The 22,873-nt window shown below is 70.9% G+C and carries 22 protein-coding genes; 6 read left to right on the top strand and 16 right to left on the bottom strand.

Annotated elements, in window-relative coordinates; genetic code table 11:
* Window positions 1–7 precede the first annotated feature (7 nt).
* The 3 genes from rpmA to ABZX37_RS06855 all read right to left on the bottom strand — a co-directional run bounded on the left by rpmA (window position 8) and on the right by ABZX37_RS06855 (window position 4,052).
* Entirely contained in the window at window positions 8–265 is a 258-nt protein-coding gene (gene rpmA, locus ABZX37_RS06865; RefSeq protein ID WP_116200471.1) for a 50S ribosomal protein L27, read from the bottom strand.
* Between the two features lie 47 nt (window positions 266–312).
* Window positions 313–627 carry a 50S ribosomal protein L21 gene (gene rplU / locus ABZX37_RS06860; RefSeq protein WP_009081084.1) on the bottom strand — a complete coding sequence of 105 codons (315 nt, stop codon included), beginning with the start codon at window positions 625–627 and terminating at the stop codon, window positions 313–315.
* Window positions 628–788: 161 nt separating this feature from the next.
* Window positions 789–4,052, bottom strand: coding sequence for a translation initiation factor IF-2 N-terminal domain-containing protein (locus ABZX37_RS06855; protein WP_354736761.1), 3,264 nt, complete (start codon window positions 4,050–4,052; stop codon window positions 789–791).
* Between the two features lie 510 nt (window positions 4,053–4,562).
* Between ABZX37_RS06855 and ABZX37_RS06850 the strand changes: the two genes are divergently transcribed.
* A complete protein-coding gene (locus tag ABZX37_RS06850) occupies window positions 4,563–5,993 on the top strand; it encodes a S8 family serine peptidase (protein ID WP_354736759.1) in 1,431 nt (476 codons plus the stop codon).
* 10 nt (window positions 5,994–6,003) lie between these two features.
* Here the strand turns inward: ABZX37_RS06850 and ABZX37_RS06845 are convergent, their stop codons facing one another.
* From ABZX37_RS06845 to ABZX37_RS06830, 4 genes are read right to left on the bottom strand one after another with little or no spacing between them, the layout of a single operon-like run.
* Window positions 6,004–6,843 carry an ABC transporter permease gene (locus tag ABZX37_RS06845; protein WP_354736758.1) on the bottom strand — a complete coding sequence of 280 codons (840 nt, stop codon included), beginning with the start codon at window positions 6,841–6,843 and terminating at the stop codon, window positions 6,004–6,006.
* On the bottom strand, window positions 6,843–7,646 hold the full coding sequence (locus ABZX37_RS06840; RefSeq protein WP_354736756.1) for an ABC transporter permease: 804 nt from the start codon (window positions 7,644–7,646) through the stop codon (window positions 6,843–6,845). The genes ABZX37_RS06845 and ABZX37_RS06840 overlap by 1 nt, the downstream gene beginning before the upstream one ends.
* On the bottom strand, window positions 7,646–8,587 hold the full coding sequence (locus ABZX37_RS06835; protein ID WP_354736754.1) for an ABC transporter ATP-binding protein: 942 nt from the start codon (window positions 8,585–8,587) through the stop codon (window positions 7,646–7,648). The genes ABZX37_RS06840 and ABZX37_RS06835 overlap by 1 nt, the downstream gene beginning before the upstream one ends.
* A 47-nt stretch (window positions 8,588–8,634) precedes the next feature.
* Window positions 8,635–9,111 (bottom strand): MarR family transcriptional regulator, encoded by a 477-nt coding sequence (locus tag ABZX37_RS06830; protein ID WP_354736752.1) that lies wholly within the window; start codon window positions 9,109–9,111, stop codon window positions 8,635–8,637.
* A gap of 58 nt (window positions 9,112–9,169) precedes the next feature.
* Here ABZX37_RS06830 and ABZX37_RS06825 point away from each other — a divergent pair, with 58 nt between their 5' ends.
* Window positions 9,170–9,517: a hypothetical protein gene (locus tag ABZX37_RS06825; RefSeq protein ID WP_354736751.1), complete on the top strand. Its 348-nt coding sequence runs from the start codon at window positions 9,170–9,172 to the stop codon at window positions 9,515–9,517.
* A 45-nt stretch (window positions 9,518–9,562) separates the two neighbouring features.
* Here ABZX37_RS06825 and ABZX37_RS06820 read toward each other — a convergent pair whose 3' ends face one another.
* The 3 genes from ABZX37_RS06820 to ABZX37_RS06810 form a co-directional block, all read right to left on the bottom strand.
* Window positions 9,563–12,898, bottom strand: coding sequence for a phosphodiester glycosidase family protein (locus ABZX37_RS06820; protein WP_354737189.1), 3,336 nt, complete (start codon window positions 12,896–12,898; stop codon window positions 9,563–9,565).
* Window positions 12,899–13,022: 124 nt separating this feature from the next.
* Window positions 13,023–13,748: a maleylpyruvate isomerase family mycothiol-dependent enzyme gene (locus tag ABZX37_RS06815; RefSeq protein ID WP_354736749.1), complete on the bottom strand. Its 726-nt coding sequence runs from the start codon at window positions 13,746–13,748 to the stop codon at window positions 13,023–13,025.
* Window positions 13,749–13,757: 9 nt separating this feature from the next.
* Window positions 13,758–14,591: a helix-turn-helix transcriptional regulator gene (locus ABZX37_RS06810; RefSeq protein ID WP_354736747.1), complete on the bottom strand. Its 834-nt coding sequence runs from the start codon at window positions 14,589–14,591 to the stop codon at window positions 13,758–13,760.
* 86 nt (window positions 14,592–14,677) lie between these two features.
* On the opposite strand from ABZX37_RS06810, the gene ABZX37_RS06805 reads away from it, so the two are divergent.
* Window positions 14,678–15,451, top strand: a complete 774-nt coding sequence (locus ABZX37_RS06805) for a glucose 1-dehydrogenase (RefSeq protein WP_354736745.1) — start codon at window positions 14,678–14,680, stop codon at window positions 15,449–15,451.
* A gap of 63 nt (window positions 15,452–15,514) precedes the next feature.
* Here the strand turns inward: ABZX37_RS06805 and ndk are convergent, their stop codons facing one another.
* The 3 genes from ndk to ABZX37_RS06790 form a co-directional block, all read right to left on the bottom strand.
* Complete coding sequence (ndk, locus tag ABZX37_RS06800) at window positions 15,515–15,925, bottom strand: nucleoside-diphosphate kinase (RefSeq protein WP_020660996.1); 411 nt, start codon at window positions 15,923–15,925, stop codon at window positions 15,515–15,517.
* A 70-nt stretch (window positions 15,926–15,995) separates the two neighbouring features.
* Entirely contained in the window at window positions 15,996–17,555 is a 1,560-nt protein-coding gene (locus ABZX37_RS06795; protein ID WP_354736743.1) for an alkaline phosphatase D family protein, read from the bottom strand.
* A 97-nt stretch (window positions 17,556–17,652) separates the two neighbouring features.
* Entirely contained in the window at window positions 17,653–18,132 is a 480-nt protein-coding gene (locus tag ABZX37_RS06790) for a GNAT family N-acetyltransferase (RefSeq protein ID WP_354736741.1), read from the bottom strand.
* Window positions 18,133–18,185: 53 nt separating this feature from the next.
* On the opposite strand from ABZX37_RS06790, the gene ABZX37_RS06785 reads away from it, so the two are divergent.
* Window positions 18,186–18,566: a VOC family protein gene (locus tag ABZX37_RS06785; RefSeq protein ID WP_354736739.1), complete on the top strand. Its 381-nt coding sequence runs from the start codon at window positions 18,186–18,188 to the stop codon at window positions 18,564–18,566.
* Here the strand turns inward: ABZX37_RS06785 and ABZX37_RS06780 are convergent.
* Genes ABZX37_RS06780 through ABZX37_RS06770 form a run of 3 tightly spaced genes read right to left on the bottom strand, consistent with a single transcriptional unit; the run spans window position 18,550 to window position 20,896 of the window.
* Entirely contained in the window at window positions 18,550–18,822 is a 273-nt protein-coding gene (locus ABZX37_RS06780; RefSeq protein WP_354736737.1) for a hypothetical protein, read from the bottom strand. The genes ABZX37_RS06785 and ABZX37_RS06780 overlap by 17 nt on opposite strands.
* The gene (locus ABZX37_RS06775) at window positions 18,819–19,220 is read right to left on the bottom strand and encodes a DUF4233 domain-containing protein (protein WP_354736735.1); all 402 of its coding nucleotides are present in this window, start codon (window positions 19,218–19,220) and stop codon (window positions 18,819–18,821) included. Before ABZX37_RS06775 ends, ABZX37_RS06780 begins: the two co-directional genes overlap by 4 nt.
* Window positions 19,217–20,896, bottom strand: a complete 1,680-nt coding sequence (locus tag ABZX37_RS06770) for a folylpolyglutamate synthase/dihydrofolate synthase family protein (protein ID WP_354736733.1) — start codon at window positions 20,894–20,896, stop codon at window positions 19,217–19,219. Before ABZX37_RS06770 ends, ABZX37_RS06775 begins: the two co-directional genes overlap by 4 nt.
* Before the next feature lie 169 nt (window positions 20,897–21,065).
* On the opposite strand from ABZX37_RS06770, the gene ABZX37_RS06765 reads away from it, so the two are divergent.
* Window positions 21,066–21,698, top strand: a complete 633-nt coding sequence (locus tag ABZX37_RS06765) for a class I SAM-dependent methyltransferase (protein ID WP_354736731.1) — start codon at window positions 21,066–21,068, stop codon at window positions 21,696–21,698.
* Window positions 21,699–21,792: 94 nt separating this feature from the next.
* Complete coding sequence (locus ABZX37_RS06760) at window positions 21,793–22,668, top strand: SGNH/GDSL hydrolase family protein (RefSeq protein ID WP_354736729.1); 876 nt, start codon at window positions 21,793–21,795, stop codon at window positions 22,666–22,668.
* The last annotated feature ends 205 nt before the right edge of the window (window positions 22,669–22,873 follow it).

Below are 22,873 nucleotides of genomic sequence, written 5' to 3'. Positions count from 1 at the left end.
CCGATTGTCAGGCTTCGGCCGGCACGATGTTGACCGTCTTGCGGCCGCGCTTCGAGCCGAACTCGACCGCACCGGCGGCGAGCGCGAACAGCGTGTCGTCGCCGCCACGGCCGACGTTCACGCCGGGGTGGAACTTGGTGCCCCGCTGGCGGATCAGGATCTCGCCCGCGTTCACCTCCTGGCCGCCGAAGCGCTTCACACCCAGTCGCTGGGCGTTCGAATCACGACCGTTGCGGGAGCTGGACGCACCCTTCTTGTGAGCCATCGCTCAAGCCCCTTCTTGGAAAGTTTCAGTCTCGAAAGTTCGAAGAACTACTTGGAGATGCCGGTGACCTCGACGCGGGTCAGCTTCTGCCGGTGACCCTGGCGCTTGTGGTAGCCGGTCTTGTTCTTGAACTTGTGGATCCGGATCTTCGGACCCTTGGTCTGCTCGACGACCTTGCCGGTGACCGAGACCTTCGCCAACGCGTCGGCGTCCGTGGTGACCTCGCCACCGTCCACGAACAGCACGGCGGGGAAGGTGTGCTCGGTGCCCGGCTCGCCCTCGAGCTTCTCGACCTCGACGACGTCGCCAACGGCAACCTTGTACTGCTTGCCGCCGGTCTTGACGATCGCGTACGCCGACACGGATGTCTCCTGCATTACTCGACAATGGGTTAGGGGGCTGGCGCGGCCGGCCCGCCCGAAGACGGTCCAGGTGCTCGCGCAGCAACTCATGCTTGCGATGAGCCGTACTACAGGTTACGGGAGGCCCCGGGCGCTGCTGCACCCGGGGTACCCGTGGTGGATCAACTCTGGTCCGAAGCCTTCACCGGCGGCCCCGCCGGACGCGAAGCGGCACGGCGCGGACGGCGCCGGGTGCTCCGCACGGCCGGGGCCGGGACGTCGACCTCGGGTTCTTCTCCCGCGTCCGCCTCGGCGGCCTCGGGCTGCTTGGTTTCCGCCTCCGGCGCGGCCTGGGCGACCGCGGGCTCCGGCTGCTTCGGCTCCGGCTGCTGGACGGCGGCCGGGGCCTTCGTCGTGTCCTCGGCCTTCTCGGTCACAGTGTCCTGCTCGGACGGCTTGACCGATTCCTGCGCCTTCGCCTCGGCGGTGTCCGCTGAGTCTTCCGGGCCGTGGTGCTCGTGCTTCGCCTTGGACGCGTTGGCCATGGCCTGCACGGCCGACACCACGGACTCGCGCTGCACCGGGGTCGGAGCCGGGGCGGCCGGCTCGGCCTTGGGCTCGTGGTGCTGCTGCTGCTCCTCGCCCTTCCCTCGGCCGCGGGAGCGCCGCGAGCTCTTGGTGTCGCCGCCGTGGCTGTGGCCGTTGTTGCCGTTGTGCCCGTTGCCGCCGTTGCCTCCGCCACCGGTGCGCTGCGGTTCGGTGGACACGACGACGCCGCGGCCCTTGCAGTGCTCGCACGGCGTGGAGAACGCCTCGAGCAGCCCGGTGCCGATCTTCTTGCGCGTCATCTGCACGAGGCCCAGCGACGTGACCTCGGCCACCTGGTGGCGGGTGCGGTCGCGGCCGAGGCATTCGGTGAGCCTGCGCAGCACCAGCTCGCGGTTGGACTCGAGCACCATGTCGATGAAGTCGATGACGATGATGCCGCCGATGTCCCGCAGCCGCAGCTGGCGGACGATCTCCTCCGCCGACTCCAGGTTGTTGCGGGTCACCGTCTCCTCGAGGTTGCCGCCCGAGCCGGTGAACTTGCCGGTGTTGACGTCGATGACGGTCATCGCCTCGGTGCGGTCGATGACCAGGTAGCCGCCCGAGGGCAGCCAGACCTTGCGGTCGAGCGCCTTCGTGATCTGCTCGTCGATCCGGTGGTCGGCGAACGCGTCGCCGGTGCCGGTGTAGCGCTTGAGCCGGTCGGCGAGGTCAGGCGCGACGTGCTGGACGTAGCCGTGGATGGTCTCCCACGCCGTCGAGCCCTGGATCTCCAGCTTCGCGAAGTCCTCGGTGAACAGGTCGCGCACGACCTTCACCAGCAGGTCCGGCTCCTCGTACAGCATGGTCGGGGCGCCGCCCTTCTTGGCGGACCCGGCCGAGGCCTTCTCCTTGATGACGTCCCACTGCGCCTTGAGCCGCTGGACGTCCCGGTCGAGCTCCTCCTCGCTGATGCCCTCCGAGGCGGTGCGGATGATGACGCCCGCGTCCTCCGGGACGATCCGCTTGAGGATGTCCTTGAGCCTGCGCCGCTCGTTCTCCGGCAGCTTGCGGGAGATGCCGGTGGCCCCGCCCGCGGGGACGTAGACGAGGAAGCGGCCGGGCAGCGAGATCTGCGTGGTCAGCCGGGCGCCCTTGTGCCCGACCGGGTCCTTGGTGACCTGCACCAGCACGCTGTCGCCGGTGGACAGCGCCTGCTCGATCTTGCGCGCCTTGCCTTCGAGGCCGGCGGCGTCCCAGTCGACCTCGCCCGCGTAGAGCACGGCGTTGCGGCCGCGGCCGATGTCGATGAACGCGGCCTCCATGCTGGGCAGCACGTTCTGGACGCGGCCGAGGTAGACGTTGCCGACGATCGAGCCGGTGCCCGACGAGGTCACGAAGTGCTCGACCAGCACGCCGTCCTCGAGCACGCCGATCTGCGTGGACTCGCCCTTCTCGGCGACGACCATGGTGCGCTCGACCGACTCCCGGCGGGCCAGGAACTCGGCCTCGGACAGGATCGGCGCGCGACGGCGGCCCGCCTCGCGGCCGTCGCGGCGGCGCTGGCGCTTGGCCTCCAGCCGCGTCGAACCGCGGACGCTGCGCACCTCGTCGCGCGCCGGGCGCTCGGTCTCGGCGGCCTTCGCCTGGCGGACGTGCGTGACGGTGTTCGGCGGGTCGTCTCCGCCGGTGGCCTCGGCCCCGTCGTCGTCCCCGCCCTTGCGACGGCGGCGACGGCGACGGCGCTTGCTGCCGCCGTCGGACTCGGCGTCGTCGTCGGACTCCGCTTCGGCTTCGCCCGCCTCGTCCGCCTTCTCGGGCTTGTCCTTGGAGTCTTTGCTGTCCTTGGCGTCTTTCGCGTCCTTGACCGGCTGGTCTTCGGAGGTTTCGTCCTCGTTCTCGGACTGGGCCTCGTCGCCGCCCTTGCCCCGGCCGCGGCCACGACGGCCGCGACGGCGCCGGCGACGGCTGTTCGCGTCGTCGCCGTCCTCGTCGGAACGCTCGTCCCGGGCCTCGTCGGAGGTTTCTTCCTCAGCGGTGTCGGCGGCGCGCTCGGTCCGATCGGTCCGGCCGGGACGCTCCGGACGCTCGGTCTGTGCGGGAGCCTCTCCGACGCCGAACACCGGCTCGGGCTTGCTGCGCGTCTGCTGCGCGGGCTCGGGCGGCAGGAAGACCGGCGACGGTGCGGCGAAGACCGGCACGTGCACGGGGCCGCGGGCCGGGGTGGCCTGCTCGGTTTCCTGCTGGTCGGCCGGGATCGCGGGCGCGACGGCCCGGCGGGCGCGACGGGTGCGGCCGCGGGCGGGCTTCTCGCTCTCCTGAGCGGACTCCTGCTCGGCTTCCTGGCCGGTTTCCGCGGCGGCGGGCTCGGCGGAGAACGGGCGGGCAGTCCAGCTGGCCGGGGCGGCTTCCGGGGCAGCGCCCTGCGCCGGAGCGGGCTCCGAAGCGGCGGTTCCGGTGGAGGCGACGTCCTGCGCGGCGGCTTCCGGGGCGGACTCGCCGTCCTGGGATCCGGCCGTCGCCTGGCCGCTGGCCTGCTCGACGGTTTCGGTGCTCGCAGCCTGCTCGGCGTCGCTTCCGGCGACGGCCGCGGCGGTGGCTTCCTGCGCGGCCTCGGCGGTCGCGCCCTGCTCAGCCACGCTGGCAGCGGTGGCCTGGGCGGTGTCGCCGGACTCGGCGGCGGTCTCCGCGTCGAGGATCACGGCCACGCGGTGCGCGACCTCCTTGGTCACGCTCGACTGGGCGCTGCGGGGGCTCTCCCCCAGCTCGGCGAGCTTGCCGAGCAGGTCGCGGCTGCTCAGGCCGAGCAGCTTGGCCAGCGCGTGCACGCGGATGCGCGGCGGCAGCTCGCCCAGCCTGCTGGTCGTGGGTGCGACGGTATTCCCGCCGGTCTGATCGGCGGGTGTGTCCGCGTTCGACATATGTCTCCTCCGCCCCCGGGCGCGTCAGCCGGTTCGCACCGGTGGTGACGCGGCCGCGCAGGGGCCCTTTCTGTTCCGTGCCCGCCGTGGTGGTGACCAGCGGCGGGAATTCTGCTGGCAGCCGTGCGGTCCGCCGGGTCGGCGGCCGCTCGGTTCCTGGTCTGCTCGGCGGGGTGCCGGCCTGCTCGCGACCCCCGGGCCACCCGCCACGACATCGACCTTGGCCCGGCCTCCCGGGGGCGACGCGCGTGGTGCCGGTCCGGCACTCCTCCGGGCCGCTCACGACGCGGGCGGGATGCCCGTCGGCGCAGCGGCCAACGCGAGTATCCCACACCCGGGGGGACACCCGGTGTAGTCGGTGTCCCCCGGCAGGCGCCCGGGCGTGCCGCGATCATGCACTCGGGCGAACTTCCGCGCTTCGCTTGTCGCGCCGGGCCGGGGATGGTTAGCGTGCGGGCTCGGGCGCTCGCGCGGGCGCCCGGCATAACCCCGCGCGCGGTGGGAGGTCCGGTGTCTGTGCTGGCGCGGCCGCTGCGGGCGGCCGTGTGCTCCCTCCTGGTCCTCGCCGGATGCGCCGTGGTCTCTCCGCCGGCGGTCGCGGGTCCCGGATGCGCCTCCGGCGGGCGGGCGGTGCGCTACGTCGTCGCGTTCGACCGCGGAACCCCGGAATCTTCCGCCCGCCAGCAGGCGAGCGCGGGCTGCGGGCAGGTCACCGGCTACTACCCGCAGATTTCCGTGGCGGTCGTCACGTCATCCGATCGGGCGTTCGCGGACCGCTTCGGCCCGGAGCGGACATTCAGCGCGCAAGCCACCCGGACGGCCGCCGAACAGCCGGGCGCCGCCGCGCAGCCCGCGCGAGCCGCGCTCCCGCTCAGCGACCCGGCGCGAGTTCCTGCCGCGGACCTGTCCTCGCGGCAGTGGGACATGGACTTGATCGGCGCTCCGGCCGCGCACCTGGTGACCGGCGGCAGCCGTTCGGTGGTCGTCGGCGTGCTGGACTCCGGCGTCGACCCGAAGCACCCCGACCTCGCCGCCGCGATGGACCCGGACGATTCGGCGGGCTGCCTCACCGGCGTCCCGGACCCGAGCCCAGCCGCGTGGCAGCCGACGACCTCGGCGCACGGCACGCACGTCGCGGGCATCATCGCCGCGGCCGACGACGGCAAGGGCATCACCGGCGTCGCGCCGGGCGTGCGGATCGCGTCGGTGAAGGTCATCGACGACCGCGGCTACGCCGATCCCGAGGCCGCGGTCTGCGGAATCATGTGGTCGGCGGCGCGGCACCTGCCGATCGCCAACAGCAGCTGGTTCGTGAACCCGTGGTCCTTGTCCTGCGTGCGCGGCAACGACCGCGGCGTGGTGCACGAAGTGCTGGCGCGAGCCGTCGAATACGCGACCTCGCAGGGCACTTTGAACGTCGCCGCCGCGACCAACGAGGCGGTCGGCCTCACTCCGTCGGCCCATTCGGGTTCGCCGTCGGCCGCCGGGAAGTGCGAGGCGCTGCCGGCCGGGCTGCGGGACGTGGTGACGGCTTCGGCGATCAGCCAGGACCGGGTGAAGTCGGGCTACAGCTCGTACGGGCTTGGTGTGGTTGATGTCACTGCCCCGGGCGGCGATGACGACCGGTGCGTGGTTTCGACTGTCCCCGGCGGGTACGCGCCGATGTGCGGGACGTCGATGGCCGCGCCGCACGTCGCCGGAGTGCTGGCGTTGCTCAAGTCGGTGCATCCCACGTGGTCGGCCGCCGAGCTGCGCCGCGCGCTCGACTCCCGCGCGACGCCGATGCCGTGCCCGGACAATTACGACCTGACCGGCGACGGCGTCCAGGACGCCTACTGCTCCGGTTACGACGGATACAACGGCTTCTACGGCCACGGTCTCGTCGACGCCCGCTCCGCCGTGGCGCCCGCACAGGTCGGAGGACCCAGCCCGGCCCGCTGACCGTCTCGCTCTAGGTCAGCAGCAGTTTCGCGATCCTCCTTGTCGCGCCCCAGATCCCGATCCCGGCGAGCACCAGCAGGTACGCCAGGTTGCCGAGCATGCTCCAGGAGAAGATGCCGGTGGAAAGCCCGCGCATCAGCTCGACCCCGTGGTACAGCGGGAAGCAGCGGACCAGCCACTGCAGCGCCTCCGGGTAGACCGTGATCGGGAAGAACGTGGTGGAGAACAGGAACATCGGCATCAGGACGAGCTGGATGTAGTCGAACTGGGACGTCGACTTCAGGAAGCTGACCAGCGTGATGCTGATGGCCGCGAACGCGAACGACACCAGCAGCGCGGCGGGCAGGAGCAGCAGCGCCCACCACGACGTGAGCAGCCCCATCACGCCGGTGACCGCCAGGAACGCGACCGAATAGAGGCCGCCGCGCATCATCGCCCAGGCGATCTCGCCGAGCGCCACGTCGAGCGGGCCGACCGGGGTGGCCAGCATCGCGTCATATGTCTTGGCGTAGCGCAGTTTGAAGAACAGGTTGTACGTGCACTCGAACACCGCGCCGTTCATCGCCGACGACGCCAGCAGCGCGGGCGCGACGAACGCGACGTAGCTCATCGGCTGCCCGTCCGGCCCCGGTACGGTGGTGACCAGCTTGCCGAAGCCGACCTGGAACGCGAGCAGGTAGAACAACGGCTCGAGCGCGCCGGACACGAGGATCCCCCACGACCGCCCGTAGACGGTGAGCGCGCGTTCGATCAGCGCGGTCGCGCGGCCGCTGTACATGCCCGAGGGCAGGACGCGGAGCAGAATTCCGCGCCGCTGCGGGAGAATCGGGGCGTTTCGCAGGTCCGTCATCACGCCACCAGCCGTCGGTAGAAGCCGCGGTGCGCGATCGCCCAGCCGACCGCGACCAGCACCGCCAGATACGCGAGGTGCCCCAGCACCGGGAGCAGGTCGCGCCCGCCGAGCGTGACGGCGCGGGACAGCTCGGTTCCGTGCCACAGCGGGGAAATCCAGGCGAGCCAGCGCAGGTACAGCGGCAGCTGGGTGATCGGGAAGAACGTGCCGGAGAACAGGGTCATCGGGATGACCACGAACCGGAAGATCAGCCCGAACCGCTGTCCCTCGTCGAAGGTCCACGCCGCCAGCGCGGCGATCAGCGATCCGCAGGCGAGCCCGGTGAGGACGCCGACGAGGATCACCAGCAGCGCGCCCGCGTTGTCCCAGGCGCCGAACAACCACGCGACGAGCGCGTAGACCGCGCCGGAGAGGGCTAGCCGCAGAATGGTCCAGATCTGGTGCCCGCCGAGAACCTGGCCTGGCGACACCGGTGTCGCGGTGACCGCCAGATAGTCCTTCTGCCATTTGAATCCGCTGAGCACCGGATAACTCGACTCGCTGACGCCCTGCTGCGCCGCACCGGCGACGAGCAGCGCCGGGGCGACGTACACGAGGTACGACACGCCGCCGGTCGCCGGACCGGCTTTGACCTGCGAGCCGAAGCCGAGCCCCATCGCGGCGAGGAACAGCACCGGTTGCAGGCCGGTGGAGTAGAGCGTGCTGAGCCAATGTCTGCGGTACCAGGTCCAGTAGCCCTCGACGCGCAGCCAGGCGCCGTGGAACCGGCCGACGACGCGGCCGGTGGCGGGAGCGGTCATCAGTCCACCAACGTCCGGCCGGTGAGGCGGAGGAACACGTCTTCGAGGGAGCTGCGCCGCACGAGGCTCGACAGCGGGCGCAGGCCGCGCTCGTGGGCGCGCTCCAGGGTGGATTCGCCGGTCATCGTGTAGAGCAGCACCCGGTCCGGGAGGACTTCGACGCGTTCGGCCAGCCCCTCGAGCCGGTCGGCCGCGTCCTGCTGCTCCCCCGGCGCGAACCGCAACTCGACTACTTCACGGGTGGAATGCCGGGCGATCAGGTCGGCGGGCGCGCCTTCCGCGGCGATCCGGCCGCCGTCCATGACGACCAAGCGATCGCAGAGTTGTTCTGCCTCATCCATATAATGGGTCGTGACGATCAGCGTGGTGCCGCGCGCTTTGAGGCGGAAAAGCCGGTCCCACAACAGATGCCGCGCCTGCGGGTCGAGGCCGGTAGTCGGTTCGTCGAGCAGCAGCAGTTCCGGGTCGTTGACCAGGGACCGGGCGATGGTGAGCCGCCGCTTCATGCCGCCGGACAGCGAATCGACCGGTTTCTCGGCGCGATCGGACAGCTGCGCGAACTCCATGAGCTCGACCGCTTTCCGCCGCACGTGCGCGCGGGAAAGGCCGAAATAGCGGCCGTAGACGTGGAGGTTCTGCCGGACGGTCAGCTCCACGTCGAGGTTGTCCTCCTGCGGCACCACGCCGAGGCGCGCGCGGATCCGCGGCCCGTCGACGTCCGGGTCCATGCCGAGGACGCGCAGATCGCCGTCGGTGCGCGGGGACACGCACGCGATCATCCGCATCGTCGACGACTTCCCGGCGCCGTTGGGCCCGAGGAAGCCGAACGCCTCCCCCGGCCGCACCTCGACGTCGACGCCGCGGACTGCCTCGAATTCCCCGAACCGTTTGACCAGCGCCTTCGCTTGCACGAGCGCTGGTTCCGATGCCGACTCTCCCACGAGGAACGACAGTAGAGGGAGGGACCGACAATTCTCGACCCGTTTCCTCAGCCGCCGGGCGGCTCGAGCGCCCCCATGGCCCGCCACAACGTTTCCCGGCAGCGATCCAGTTCCTCGCGCCCGACCTCGTCGGCCATCCGGGATTCCAGCGCGCGAACAGCTTCCGCCGCCGCTTCCGCCAGCCCCCGGCCCGCTCCGGTGAAATCGACGAGTTTCGCGCGGGCGTCGGCGGGATCGTCACGGCGAGCGAGATAGCCCCACGCGACGAGTTCGTCGATCACCGGCCCGGTCGTCTGCTTGGTCGTCCCGAGAAGCCGCGCGACGGCGACCGCTCGCGCCGGTCCGTTCTCCAGCGACGCGAACACCCGCAAATGGACCGCGCGGATCCGGGCGTCCCGCTGCTGCACCTCGGCGAGCACTCCGGCGGTCACCGCCTGGGCGAGCCGCCTGGCCAGCGCGCCGAGCCGCGACGAGCCGGTCAGCGCGACGAGGGCGGGCGGCTCCTGCGGGGCGCTTCTTGACACACCCGTCAGGCTACCTTACTTTTTTGGTCAGGTTACCTGACCGCTTGGAGGCCCGGCCGTGCTGCTCTCCCCCGCGGCTTCGCAGACCCGTTCCCGGCTGCTCGGCTCGATCCTCGCCTTGTCGGCGGTGACCCACGTCAGCCAGCTGGCCGTCTACGGAACCGGTTCGGACACGGTCGGATCGGCGGCCTTCGGGGTCCTTTACGCGGCCATCGCGGCCGGGGTGTTCCGGCAAGCGCGGTCTGCCTTCCTCGCGGCCGCGACCTTCCCGGCGATCGGCGGGCTGCTCGGGCTCTACCGGCTGGTCGCCGTCCATCCCAACCCGTTCAGCGTGTTCCACCCGATCCTCGACCTCGTGATCGTCCCGCTCGCGGTCAGCCTGTGGCGCGGCACCGCGCGGAAATAGCGAAGCGGGGCGGCCCGAAGACCGCCCCGCCCTTGGCATCTCAGCTCAGCGCACCGTCACCGGCACCGAACGGGTCACCCCGTTCACCGTCACCGAGATCTCCGCCGTCCCCGGCCGCAATCCCCGCACCGACCCGGTCGCCGGGTCGAGCGACACCACGTCCCACGGGGCCGGCGGCCAGCTGCCGATGTGCACCCCGCGACCGCCCCAGACGGCGCTCACCGGGTACGCCACCGGAATCGACCGGCCTTCCTGCGTGACCGCGGCGGTCACCTTCCCGGTGCCGCCCCACGGCAGCGTGCCCGGGCCGGTCACGGTCAGCGCGTCGACGTTCGGGCGCGTCTCGAAGCGCACCGGCTGGCTGCGGTCCGACGGGTCGACCTGCACCAGGGTCCAGCCGACGAAACCGCCGTCGCCGGGAGCCGCGGCGGGCGTCTTGCCGGAGTTGCCGTTCACCAGGTATGGCACGCCGTCCGTGCGCGACAGGCCGAACACGCCCGCGTGCGAGGCCAGCGAAGCCGCCGGTTTGCCGGACTTTTCCTCGAAACCGGTCAGCCACGTCTGCAGCAGCGCGGCCTCCTTCCGGTCGCCCAGCTGCGAATTGCCGGTCGGGCTCGGGTCCTTCACCGGGTGGTGCATCGCGACGACCACGCCGCGCACCGAACGATCCTGCGCTGCGTTGTCGAGTGCCTCGCGCATCATGCGGACCTGGTCGAACCCACCGGCGCGCAGCGAGCCGCGCGAGGAGTCCATCAGGATCAGCCGTACGCCGCGCACGTCGACCACGCGGTGCGTTTCCCCGAACGCGGCCTGGAAGTTCTTCAGCCCGTCGCCGGCCTCGGCTTCGTGGTTGCCGGGGACGTAGTACCAGGGAACGCGGCCGTCCAGCTCTTCCGTGATGATCTTGCGGGCCAGGACGAAGTCCGGCGCGGTGCCGCGATCGACGAAGTCGCCGTTGATCAGGACCAGGTCCGGTTTCGCCGCGACAGCCTCGCGCAGCGCCCGGCGCGCCTGGGCGACGAGCGGGCCGTCCGGTGCGTCGGCGGTGAACTGGGCGTCGCTGACCACCGCGATCTTCAGGCCGCCCTTGCCGAGCGTGCCGTTCGTGACGAGCGCCGGGTCCGGGACCGCCGGATCGTGCGGCACGGTCGTGGTCGGCGCGACCTCGAAGGTGAGGTCATTGAAGACCAGTTTGCCCTCATATTGCTTGCCTGCCGCGGTTTCCACGGCGTAGAAGCGGGTGAACCGCTGCCCGTCCGGCAGTCCGGCGGGCACCGCGGCGGTCACGTAGCGCCAGCCGGTCCAGGTGACGCTCAGCGAAAGGTCCACAATGGACGCGGTGTTGGCGCCGTCGCGGAGTTCCGCGCGGATCCAGGCGCCCTTGCCGTCGCCGTTGATCCACATGCCGATCTTCTGCGTCCCGGCCGGAACCGGGATCGGGTTGGCGGCGTTGACATACGCGGCGCGGGTGGCGGTGGTGCCGGTGAGCCGGTAGTCGAGCGCCAGTCCCTTGCCGCCGTTGCGTCCGTCCGCCGACGACAGCGCAGCGCCGACGACCGCCGGGTACACGGTGGCGGACCAGCCTTCCGGACCGGCCAGCGGAGCCGCGACCTTGGCTTCGGTACCCACCGAAGCCGCCAGGTGCATGGTCTTCCCGCCTGCGTGCACGGTGATCGCGGTGGCCCCGGACGCGGTCTTCGCGGTGACCGCGAACCCCTTGCCCGACGGCTCGATCTTCACCACGGCGGGGTCGTATTCCAGCTTCACGTCCGACGGTTCGATCCAGGTGCCGTAACCGTCCGCGTCGTAGCCGTAGACCTGGAACTCGCCGCGCGCGTCAGCACCGGACAGCGCGACCTGCTTCGTGCTCGCACCGAGCCGGACCGGCTTGCCCAGCACGGTCAGCTTCGTGCGGCCGTTCACGAAATTCTGGTGCGCGGTGACAGTGACGTCGGTTCGCGCGTCCGGGTGCAGGAAGTCGGGCTGCGCGGTGAAGACGTTCTTCGTGACAGTGCCGCGGAACGGGTTCGACGTAGTCCAGAACGGCCTCGACGCTACCGCGGCCCCGGTCTCGTCGTGTCCGTTCGGCACGAGCGCACGGCTCAGGCCGGACAGCACGCGGGTCGAGTTGTCGCCCTCCTGCGCGGGGGCGGGCGCGAAGCCGGTCAGCCGTCCGCTGCCAGGGACGGTCGCGACGCCGATGCCGTTGGGCACCAAGCGTTCCCCGCCGTCCGAAGGCGAGTTGCGCACCGACGGCGCAGCCTCTCCTTCGCCGCGCGCGAGCAGCGTCGAGGAGCCGCCGCCGTCGAGGTTGATCGCGTCGTTGGCTCCGAGCCGCTGCAGTTGCCGGGCCATTTCCAGCTCGGTCATCCCGCGGCTGTCGGCCTGACGACCGTCGACCGTGACGAGCCACATCCGCTTGCCGTCAGCGGAAAAACCGACGCCAGTACGCGGAGCGAGGGTAACGTCGTCGAGTTGCTGGAGCTGACCGTCCTTCAGCAGCGTCTTGTTCCCGCCGACCGCGACCGCGATCTTACCCGCGTCGGTCCGCGGCGCGTACGAAACGCCGACTCGGTCACCGATCTTGAGCGCCGACAACGCATCCGCGCCAGCTTCACGGCCGAGCAGCAGCGTGCTGCCAGCCGGAATCGGGCCGTCCGCGGGCTTCGGACGCACCTGCGTCACGACACCGTCGCGGATCTCGACTTCGGCGACGCGCTGTGCACCGGCAACCGACGTCGCGCGCGCCGAAGCGCCCCAGAGCGGCGTGTAGACGCCGAGAGCGTCCTTCGCGAGCACCGGGCTGTTGAAGTTCGTGGCCGGGACAGCTTGCCCGTTCGGCAGCGTGACCGACGCTTCGAGGAAGATGTCGGCGAGCTTTGCGCGGCCCTGGTCGGTGATCGCGGCGGTGGTGTTGTGGCCGGACGCGGGCGCGTTGTGCAGCTCGCCCTTGTCGATGCCGACACCGAGCGGCGCGCCGGAGGCGTTGATGTCGAAGAAATCGCCGTTGACGCCCGCGACCGCTCCGGCGCGAGCGACCTGCTGGGACAGCGGGGTGCGCGCGGAAACGGTGCCCGGGCTGAGGTAAGTCGGCTTCAGGACCTTGCTGGTGAGGTCGACGCTCAGCGCGTCGCCACGGATCCAGCCCTTGGGGTCGAAGCGGTCGAATTGGGTGAGGTTCAGACCAGGCGCCACCGCGTTGGTGGCGCTGCTGGTCTCGAGGCCGTCGTCGGCGCCGGGTGCCGCGGCGACGGCCGCCGCCTCCCGGGCCGAGGAGAAGGCGGGCGCGCCCTCGACCGGCGGCGGGCCGAGCGGAGCGGAGAGCGGGTCGGCATGCGCCGGAGTGGCCAGCGTCAGCACCAGCAAGGCGCTGAGCAGCACGGATCTTGATCTTTTCACCAGGTACCCCACGATCGCGAAAATGGCTCAGGTCAGCCAAATCCATCGGCGCGACCGCCGGAAGTCCCTGCGGTGAACGGGACCTGAATGGCGCAGGATTATCCTCTCAGGGTGTCATGCGCGCGGCGAGAAACGCCTTCGCGACGGCTTCGTCGCCCGCGATCTCGGGCTGGAAGTCGGTGCGATTCCACAGCAGCAACAGCAAATCCTGCGCGGGCGCCGCGACGGTGGCGACCGCTTCGCCCTCGCCCAGCTCGGGCGGATCGCCGGGCACGACGGTCCACGCGTGTCCGGTGTCGGTGGTGCGCAAGGTGATCGGCGCGGCCAGCGGAACCTCGTGCTTCCAGCGCGCGACGCGCGGCAGCATCGTGCCGAGAACCTCGAGGACGCCGTCGGTTGCGATCAGCGGGTCAAGCTGCGCCGCCCGGCCGCGTGCACCGAACAGGTCGACCAGATGCACGGCAGTTTCGTGCACCTGACGGCGGAACCAGAACCCTTTCGCCTTCTCCGCCGCGCCGAAAACCCAGCACGGGTCGGCGGGATCGGCCGCTTCGAGCGCGTCGAGCAGTTCGGCGGCGCTCTCGGCGTACCAGGGCGCGAGGTCACCGCTCGGCGCGACGTCGAAGTCCTGATCGCTCAGTTCGCCGGTGCGGACGATCCCGGCGGCCCACCGGTGCACGTTGCCGAGGTGCGTGACGAGGTCGCGGTTGGTCCAGTCGGCGCAGTACGGGACCGGATTGTCGAGGTCCCCCACGGCTCCCGCGGCGAAGGCCTCGGTAAGCGAGCGCAGGTGGGGCAGGTAGTCGCGGGGCGGCAGCGGCAGGGCAGTCACGGGTGGAGGTTAACCGATGTGCTGGGTTCCGAGCACCGACAATAACCGCAGCGCCTCCTCCCCCGGCGAGCCCGGCGCGGCGGTGTACAGCACGACCTCCTGGTCCCGGTCGGCAATGGCGAGCACGTCGCAGTCCACGGTCACAGCCCCGACGGCCGGATGCTCGAACGTCTTGCTGAACGTCGATTCCGCCACGACGTCGTGCGCCGCCCACAGCGCGGCGAACCGCTCGCTCCCCGCGAGCAAGTCCGCGACCAGGGTGCGCACCTCGGGGTCGTCCGGGTACTTCGCCGCGGTCACCCTCAGCCGGTTGGCCATCGCGCGGGCGAACGCCTCGGCTTCGACCAAGCCGTAAAGGCGCGATCGTCCGCGCTCGAGGAAGACCCGGCGAGGCAAGCTGCGTTCTTCCCGGGACAGCGCGGAGAAGTCCTCCATCAGCGCGGCTGCGAGCGGGTTCCAGGCGAGCACCTCGTAGGTCGCCGAGAACACGACCCCGGCCGTCCGCGGCAACCGGTCCAGCAGGTCGAGGATGGTTTGCCGGACCACCCGCGACGGCCCGCGCGCGGGTCGCCGCGCGCCCGCGAGTTCATGGAGGTGGTCGCGTTCGACGTCCGAGAGCCGCAGCGCGCGGGTCAGCCCGGCCAGCACCTCATTCGACGGGTTCGGACCGCGTGCCTGCTCGAGCCGCGTGTAGTACTCGACCGAGATGAACGCCAGCCGCGCGACTTCCTCGCGCCGCAGCCCTGGCGTGCGGCGACGCCTGCCCGCGGGAAGGCCCACGTCGGCCGGGGCGATGCGTTCACGCCTGCTTCGCAAGAAGCCCGCCAGTTCCGCTCGGTCCACCTGCCCAGTCTGCGCAGTCCGGGCGGGCTCAGCCAGGTACATCCGGTGCCTGGCTGGCCGGGTTTGCCGGGGAGACCCTCGAAGCCATGACCGAAACACGAACGAACGGCCTGCTCGGCGGCAAGATCGCTTTCATCACCGGTGCCGGGCGAGGGATCGGCGCGGCGGCGGCCCGGTTGTTCGCCGCGGAGGGCGCGAAGGTCGTCTTGGCCGCGCGGACCGAACCGCAGTTGAAGGCGGTCGCCGAACAAGTGCGCGCGGACGGCGGCGTCGCGGATTGCGTGCGGTGCGATCTCGCTGACCCGGCAAGCGTGCGGGCCGCGATCGCCCGGGTGCTGGAGCTGCACGGACGGTTGGACCTCGCGTTCAACAACGCCGCGGCCGTCACCCCGCCGGGTCCGCTGGACGAGGTGCCGCTGGCTGACTTCGACCGGCTGTGCCAGGTGAACCTGCGCGGACCGTGGCTGGCGATGGCCGCCGAGGTGAAGGCGATGCGGGCCAGCGGCGGCGGGGCCATCGTGAACACGTCGAGCGTCGGCAGCTTCGGCGCGAATCCGGCGCTCCCCGTTTACGGCGCCGCGAAACGCGCGCTGAACAGCCTGACCGAATCGGCGGCGGTCGCGTACGGGCCGGAGCGGATCCGGGTGAACGCGATCGCGCCCGGCACGACGATGACCGAGATGATCCGGCAGTGGGAGGCGGACTCGCCGGGTGTCGTCGCCCGGCTCGTCGCGGCCAATCCCCTTGGCCGCGCGGCTGATCCCGCCGAAATAGCCGAAGCCGCGGCGTGGTTGCTGAGCGACCGGGCTTCCTACGTGACCGGCGCCGTCCTGCGCGTCGACGGCGGCACCGGGGTCTAGAAAGCACGAACGCCGGGCCGGAACCGAAGTCCCGGCCCGGCGTTCGCGGGGTCTAGCGCCGGATCACAGGTCCGGGAACCACAGCTTCAGCTCGCGCTCGGCCGACTCCGGCGAGTCCGAGCCGTGCACCAGGTTGTACTGGGTCTCCAGCGCGAAGTCGCCGCGCAGGGTGCCCGGGGTGGCCTTCTCGACCGGGTCGGTGCCGCCGGCCAGCTGGCGGAACGCGGCGATCGCGCGCGGGCCCTCGACGGCCAGCGCGACGAGCGGGCCGGACGTGATGAACTCCAGCAGGTCGCCGAAGAACGGGCGCTCCTTGTGCTCCGCGTAGTGCTCCTCGGCCACGGAGCGCTCGACGGTGCGCAGTTCCAGCGCGGCCAGCTTCAGGCCCTTGCGCTCGATGCGCGAAACGACCTCGCCGACGAGGCCGCGCGCGACGCCATCGGGCTTGACGAGGACCAGCGTGCGTTCAGTCACGACGGTATTTCTCCTTGTGCGGATTCGTGTTAATCGGAGCCGAGCCTATCCGACGCCCGGCGCTGGCCGGTCAGCGACGCTGCGGCTGCAGCGTCTTCGACCACAGCGAGGCCCCGGTCGCGTCGCGCAGGTCGACCGTCAGCGCACCGCTGGCACCGTCCACATTCACCTCCCCGAAGTGCTGGAATCCTTGCACCGGCGAGGAATTCTGCGTCTGCGGGGCGTGCACGAACACCGCTTCCGGACCGAACGTCGGGTCGAGTTTGTTCGGGCCGAACGCGCCGGCATTGAGCGGGCCGGACACGAATTCCCAGAACGGGTCGAAGTCCTGGAACGCGGCGCGCTCGGGCGAATAGTGGTGCGCGGCGGTGTAGTGGACGTCGGCGGTCAGCCAGACGACATTGCGCACGCGATTGCGCGAGATCTGCTTCAGCACCCAGGCCAGTTCGGTCTCGCGGCCGCCGGGCGCGCCGGGCAGGCCGTTGGCGACCGCCTCGATGTCCTTGCCGTCCGGCACGACGAGGCCGATCGGCATGTCCGCCTGGACGATCTTCCAGGTCGCCGTGCTGCGCCGGAGCGCGTCGGCCAGCCAGCGGGCCTGCGCGTCGCCGAGGATGTGGCCGGGCTTGGTCTGATCGGAGGTGTTGGCGTCGCGGTAGGTGCGCATGTCGAGGACGAACACCTCGACCCGGCTGCCGTAGCGGAAGTTCCGGTACACCCGGCCGTCCACGGCCTGGCGGCGGTCGATCGGATGCCATTCGTGGAACGCCTGGAACGCCCGCCGGGCAAGGACGTCGGCCCGCTTTTCGGTGTATTCGGGGCGGTCGTTGAGGATTTCGCCCGGGTACCAGTTGTTGACTACCTCATGATCATCCCACTGGACGCAGGCGGGCACCTCCGCGGCGAACCGGCGGAAGTTGGCGTCCAGCCGGTTGTAGGCGTGCTGTCCGCGGTATTCGTCGAGAGTCTCGGCGACCTTCGACTTCTCCGGCGTCACGATGTTGTGCCAGGTCCCGCCGCCGCCGGGGAGCGTGACGGTTTCGGTGAGCGGGCCGTCGGCGTACACCGTGTCGCCGCTGTGCAGGAAGAGGTCCGGACGGCGGTCGGCCATCGCGGAGAAGATCGTCATGCCGCCGAGGCTCGGGTTGATGCCGTAGTTCTGGCCGACGACGTCGCCGCTCCACAGGATCCGCGTGTTCGCGCGGCCGATCGGCGCGGTGGCGAACCGGCCGGCGACCGGCTCGCTCGCGCTGCGGCCGTCGAGGTCCACGGCGGTGACGCGGTAGTGGTATTCGGTGCCCGGTGCCAGCCCGGCGACGCGCACCTTGCCGGTGCCGCCGGTGGCGGGCGTGACGAACGGGCCGGGCACCCGGCGGGCGTGCCGGAACGACGGGTCGCGCGCGACCTCGACCATCAGCCGCGCCGGGCGGTCGGCCTTCGACCACACGATGCCGGAGCCGGTCGTCACGTCCCCGGACGCGACGCCGTGGGCGAGCACCGGACGGTCGCGGCGGACGAGCGGGGCGGCCGAGGCGGAGCCGGGCAGCAGCAGCCCGCCTGCCGCGGCGAGCGCGGGCACGGCGATTCCGGCTTTGAGCACGGAGCGCCGCGATGGGGTCGTTTCGGTCATGGCGGTCGTTCTATCCCGCGGTCGCGGCCAAGCGGCCAACTCGGGCTGACCGACGGGTGAACGGCTCACTCGTCAGGAGGAAGCTCACAGCCGGCCGTCACGCTCGGTGCGCTTCCCGGACCAGCTCGTGCTCGCACTCGCCCGGTTCGGCCAGCGGACGCTCCACAAACCCGTGCCGTTGGTACAGCGCCAGCGCGTACTCGTTGCCGCCAGCGACACGCAACGCCAGCTCGCCCGCCCCGCGCCCCTCGCTCCAGCGCACGACGGCGCGCACGAGCGCGTCCCCGACTCCCCTGCCGCGCGCCGAGGGAGCGACCCACATCGACATCAGTTCGGCGGTGTCGCCGCGCTCGGAAAGGTGTCCGCTGACCATTCCCGCCGGAACGCCGTCGAGGTCGGCCAGGACGTTGAGCGAGACGTCGCGCAGCCGGGCCCGCCAGCGCGGTTCGGCGTCGCCTTCGCCTTGCCAGTCCGCGAGTTTCGAGCTGAACGCCTCCGGGTTCTCGCGCAGCGCCGCCAGCCGGAGGTCGCGCCACTCCGCCCAGTTGTCCACGCTCAGCTCGCGCACCACGATCACACTTGCACCGTCGCCGTGGCGGCCCGGCCGTTACATCGGAATAGGGTGAAACCATGCGCATCGACCGGCTCGACCACCTCGTGCTCACCGTCGCCGACCTCGATGCGACGGTGGATTTCTACACGCGCGTCCTCGGCATGACCGAGGTGACGTTCGGGGCCGGTCGCAAGGCACTGACGTTCGGCACCAGCAAAATCAACCTGCACGAGGCCGGACACGAGTTCGAACCCAAGGCGGAACGGCCGACGCCGGGCAGTGCGGATCTGTGCCTGATCACGAGCGATTCGCTGGAGCGGGTCGTCGAGGATCTCGCTGCGCACGGGGTGCCGATCGAGGAGGGCCCGGTCGGCCGCACCGGCGCGACCGGGCCGATCCAGAGCGTGTATTTCCGGGACCCGGACCGGAATCTGATCGAGGTCAGCGTCTACCGCTGAGCCGCACCTCGCGGGAGTACACCGGCGCGGCGCCGGGTTCCGGAAAGCATTCCAGGAGGAGATCGCCGCGCAGGTCGTCGAGCTCGTGAGGCGCTTCCTCGAGCAGAGCGCCGGCCCACGCTTCGAGCGATCCGCTCTTCAGCGCGGCGTTCGGGACCTGGCTGAACTCGCCCGGTCCCATCGGCGTCCATCCCGGTTCGCCGTCCGCGCGGAACGACAGCCGCCACCAGTACGGCTGCCAGTAGCGAGCGCTCAAGCCTGCGGCTGCTGCTGGCTCGGCAGCGTCCCCGCGGCCATCCGGCGCGCGACGTCGCGGCGCAGCCACAGGAACCACACGAACGCGGCCAAGAAGATGATCCCGATGATCGCGATCGCCGGTTGCGTGACGCCGACCGCGATGATCGCCAGCTGCAGCAGCAGGATCACCGGCACCGCCCAGACGTGCTTGAGCATCCCGCACAGCACGATCAGCACCACCGCCAGCGCGATGACCGTCCAGCCGGTGAAGCTGGTGATGCCACCGCCGAGCTTGGCGACCACCGGCAGCGCCAGCGCGACGGTGATCGCCTCCATGATCAGCGTGCCCGCCATGACGCCGCGGAAGCCCTTCATCGGGTCCTTGGCGGGCGGCTTCGCCGGGGTCGTCTCGCTCATGCCGGTTCCTTCCCGAACAGCGTGCGTGCGTCGCCCGCGGTGACCACGGATCCGGTCACCAGCACGCCGCCGCCCGCGAGCGGTTCCTCCGGGTCGTCGTTCTGCTCCACGAGGCCGATCGCGGTCTCGATCGCGGTCTCCAGGTCCGGTTCGGCGAGCACGCGGTCCTCGCCGAAGATCGACGCGGCCACCTCCGCCAGGTCCTCGACCGGCAGCGACCGCGGCGACGAACTGCGCGTGACCACGACGTCGGACACCACCGGTTCCAGCGCGTCCAGGATGCCGCGCGCGTCCTTGTCGGCCAGCACGCCGACGACCGCGACGAGCCGGCGGAAGTTGAACTCGTCGGTGATCGTCGTGGCGAGCGCCCGCGCGCCCATCGGGTTGTGCGCGGCGTCGACCATGACCGCCGGGGCGGCCCGCACGCGTTCGAGCCGACCGGGGTTCTCGACCTCGGCGAACGCCTCGCGCACCGCCTCGACGACGAGCTGTTTGTCTTTGCCCGCCCCGAAAAACGCCTCGACCGCGGCCAGTGCGAGCGCCGCGTTCGCCGCCTGGTGCGCGCCGTGCAGCGGCAGGAAGATCTCGTCGTACACGCCGCCGAGTCCCTGCAGCTTCAGCATCTGCCCGCCGACCGCGACCTCGCGTTCGAGCACGCCGAACTCGCTGCCCGCGCGTGCCACCGCGGCGTCGACCTCGACCGTGCGCTTCAGCAGGACGTTCAGCACCTCGGGGTCCTGCTCGCCGATCACCGCGACCGATCCGGGCTTGATGATCCCGGCCTTCTCCGCGGCCGCGTCGGCAGGTGTCGGGCCGAGGTATTCGGTGTGGTCCAGCCCGATCGGCGTGATGACGGCGACCTGCGCGTCGGCGACGTTCGTCGCGTCCCACGCGCCGCCCATGCCCGCCTCGATCACCGCGGCCTCGACCGGGGCGTCGGAGAACGCCGCGAACGCCATCCCGGTGAGCACCTCGAACTTGCTCATCGGCACGCCGTCCTCGCTCGCGCCGTCCACCATCGCCACGTACGGCGCGATGTCCTGGTACAGCCCGGCGTAGCGGGCGGCGGAGATCGGACGGCCGTCGAGCGCGATCCGCTCGGTGACGAGCTGCAGGTGCGGGCTCGTGTAGCGGCCCGACCGGAGGCCCATGCGGGTCAGCAGCGAATCGACCATCCGGGCGACCGAGCCCTTGCCGTTCGTGCCCGCGACGTGCACCACCGGGTAGCCCTGGTTGGGCTCGCCGAGCAGCGTCATCAGCGCCTGGACCCGGGCCAGCGACGGTTCGAGCTTCGTCTCCGGCCAGCGCTGGTTCAGCTCGGCCTCGGCGGCCATCAGGTCGCGGCGGGCCTCCGGGCCGTTCTCGTCGCCGAACTCGGCCGGCGCGCCCTCGTCGTCGAGTTCGTGCAGCTCAGTGCCCTCTTCGGCGTGCAGGTCCGGGACCGGGCCGAGCGCCAGGTTGTCGCCGAGCTGGCCGATGCCGCCGATCCCGCCGCGCGACCCGCCGCCGACGGTGTAGGCCGCGTCGGGCGCGTCGAGGTCGGGCTCCAGCTCGTTCCCGGCGTCGTACTCGTCTTCGCTGTGCGCGAGCGCGCCCAGTTCGTCGACCCCCGCGAAACTGTCCGGATCGGCGAGATCCGGCCGCCGGGTCTCCTCGGGCTCCTCACCGCGCGGCACTCGTGCACTCCTTGAAGTCGCTGTCCCGGCGCGGTCGCGCGACCGGGGAAGACCAGGCGAAAGGTTCGGCCCGGCACAGCCTCGAGCGTACCCGGGGCCGCCTCGCGCCCGGCGGCCCCGGGGCTTCGGCGTGATCACGCCCGCAGCGATCCGTGGCAAGGTCGGGCGCATGCCCTTCGACCACAACCACCACTATCACCCGGCACTGCTCCGGCTTCTGCCGCCAGGCCCCGGCCGAGCCCTGGACGTCGGCTGCGGCGACGGCCGGTTCGCGCGCAAGCTGGCCGCCGCCGGAATGACCGTCGAAGGCATCGACGCCTCAACCGAAATGGTCACGCGCGCCACCGCCGCCGGTTCGCCAGGACCAGGCACTGTGGAGTACCGCCGCGCAGACGTGACCACCGAACCCCTTGAACCCGAGTCCTACGCCTTCGTCTCCTGCCTGGCGTCCCTGCACCACGTCCCGTTCGAAACCGTCACGAGACTCCGCGACGCCCTCGCCCCCGGCGGCGTGCTCGCGGTACTCGGCTGTGCCCGCCCCAGCCGCCCGAGCGATTTCGCCCGCGAGTTCGTCGCCGCGCCCGCGAACGCCCTGGCCAGGCTGATCGTCTTCGCCGGAGACAAGCTCAACGGCGGTCCAGACCCAATCGCCAAGGCCCCCGTACACATGAAATTCCCGCCGCTGAACGACGTCCGACGCGACGCCGCCCGCCTGCTCCCCGGCAGCACAGTCCGCCGACTGGTGTTCTGGCGGTACCTGTTGACCTGGCGGAAACCCACAGATCACCCCGCAGCCGGGTGAAAAACCGCCCCGACCACCCGATCGGCGGAGAGCGCGCACGCCCCGCTTGCCGAAAGGTAAAGCGGGTCGTACCGCTCGGGAGGACGGGGTTCGCATGCGCATCATCCGAATCGTGCTGGCCGCAATCGCGGCGGCCGCACTGCTTCTGTCGACGGCGGCGGCCGCGAGCGCCGCGCCCCGGCACTACCGCCACTACGTCGCCCTAGGCGACTCGTATACCTCGGGGCCGCTCATCCCGCTGCCCCGGCTGGATCCGTTCGGCTGCTTCCGCTCGACGTCCAACTACCCGTCGATGGTGGCCGATTCCCTGGACGTGGACCGCTTCACCGACGTCAGCTGCGGCGGCGCGGACACGTCGCACATGACCGCCCCGCAAAGCGTGCCGCTGGGCCAGAACGCCCCGCAGTTCTCCGCGCTGCGCCCAGACACCGACCTGGTGACCGTCGGCATCGGCGGCAACGATTCGGGCCTGTTCGGCAAGCTAGTCGACACTTGCCCGACCCTGCGCGACTCGGACCCGACCGGAAACCCGTGCCAACAGCACTTCACCGTTGACGGCGTAGACACGATCAAGGCCCTGCTCCCCAAGACGCAAGCGGCCATCGAGCAGGTCCTAGCCGGAATCCACGCCCGCTCGCCCCACGCGAAGGTGCTAGCCATCGGCTACCCGCGCATCGCCCCCGCGGAAGGCTACTGCCCAGACGTCCTGCCCTTCGCAAACGGCGATTACGCCTGGCTCTCCAGCGTCGAACAGGCCCTGAACAGCGCAGTAAGCAACGCAGTCGAGGCGGACGGCCAATCGTCCTATGTGGACACCTACACCCCGTCCTTCGGCCACGACGCCTGCCAACCCCAAGGCGTGGCGTGGATCAACGGCAAAGACCTGAACCTGCTAGCCGCAGCCCCCTACCACCCCCTGTACGCAGGAATGGAAGGCGAAGCAAAAGTAATCCGCCACCAACTCCGCTAAAAAAACGTGAGGGGACCCCTGAGGGAATCAGATTCCCTCAGGGGTCCCCTCACGACCCAAAACCGCACCAGCGCACCCACCGAAACCAAGCACCCACCCCACCCCCAACCCCGATACGAAGCCTTCTCTGCGGTTCGGGGGTGCTTGTCAAGGCATCATAAACGCCGACTACAACCACCACCCCCCCGACAGCCACAACAAAAAA

It is taken from the genome of Amycolatopsis sp. NPDC004079, from assembly GCF_040610415.1.
In the GTDB taxonomy this organism is placed as follows: Bacteria; Actinomycetota; Actinomycetes; order Mycobacteriales; family Pseudonocardiaceae; genus Amycolatopsis; species Amycolatopsis halotolerans.
The sequence above is the reverse complement of the archived record's forward strand: the minus strand, read 5'-3'. Positions and strand labels throughout refer to the sequence as shown.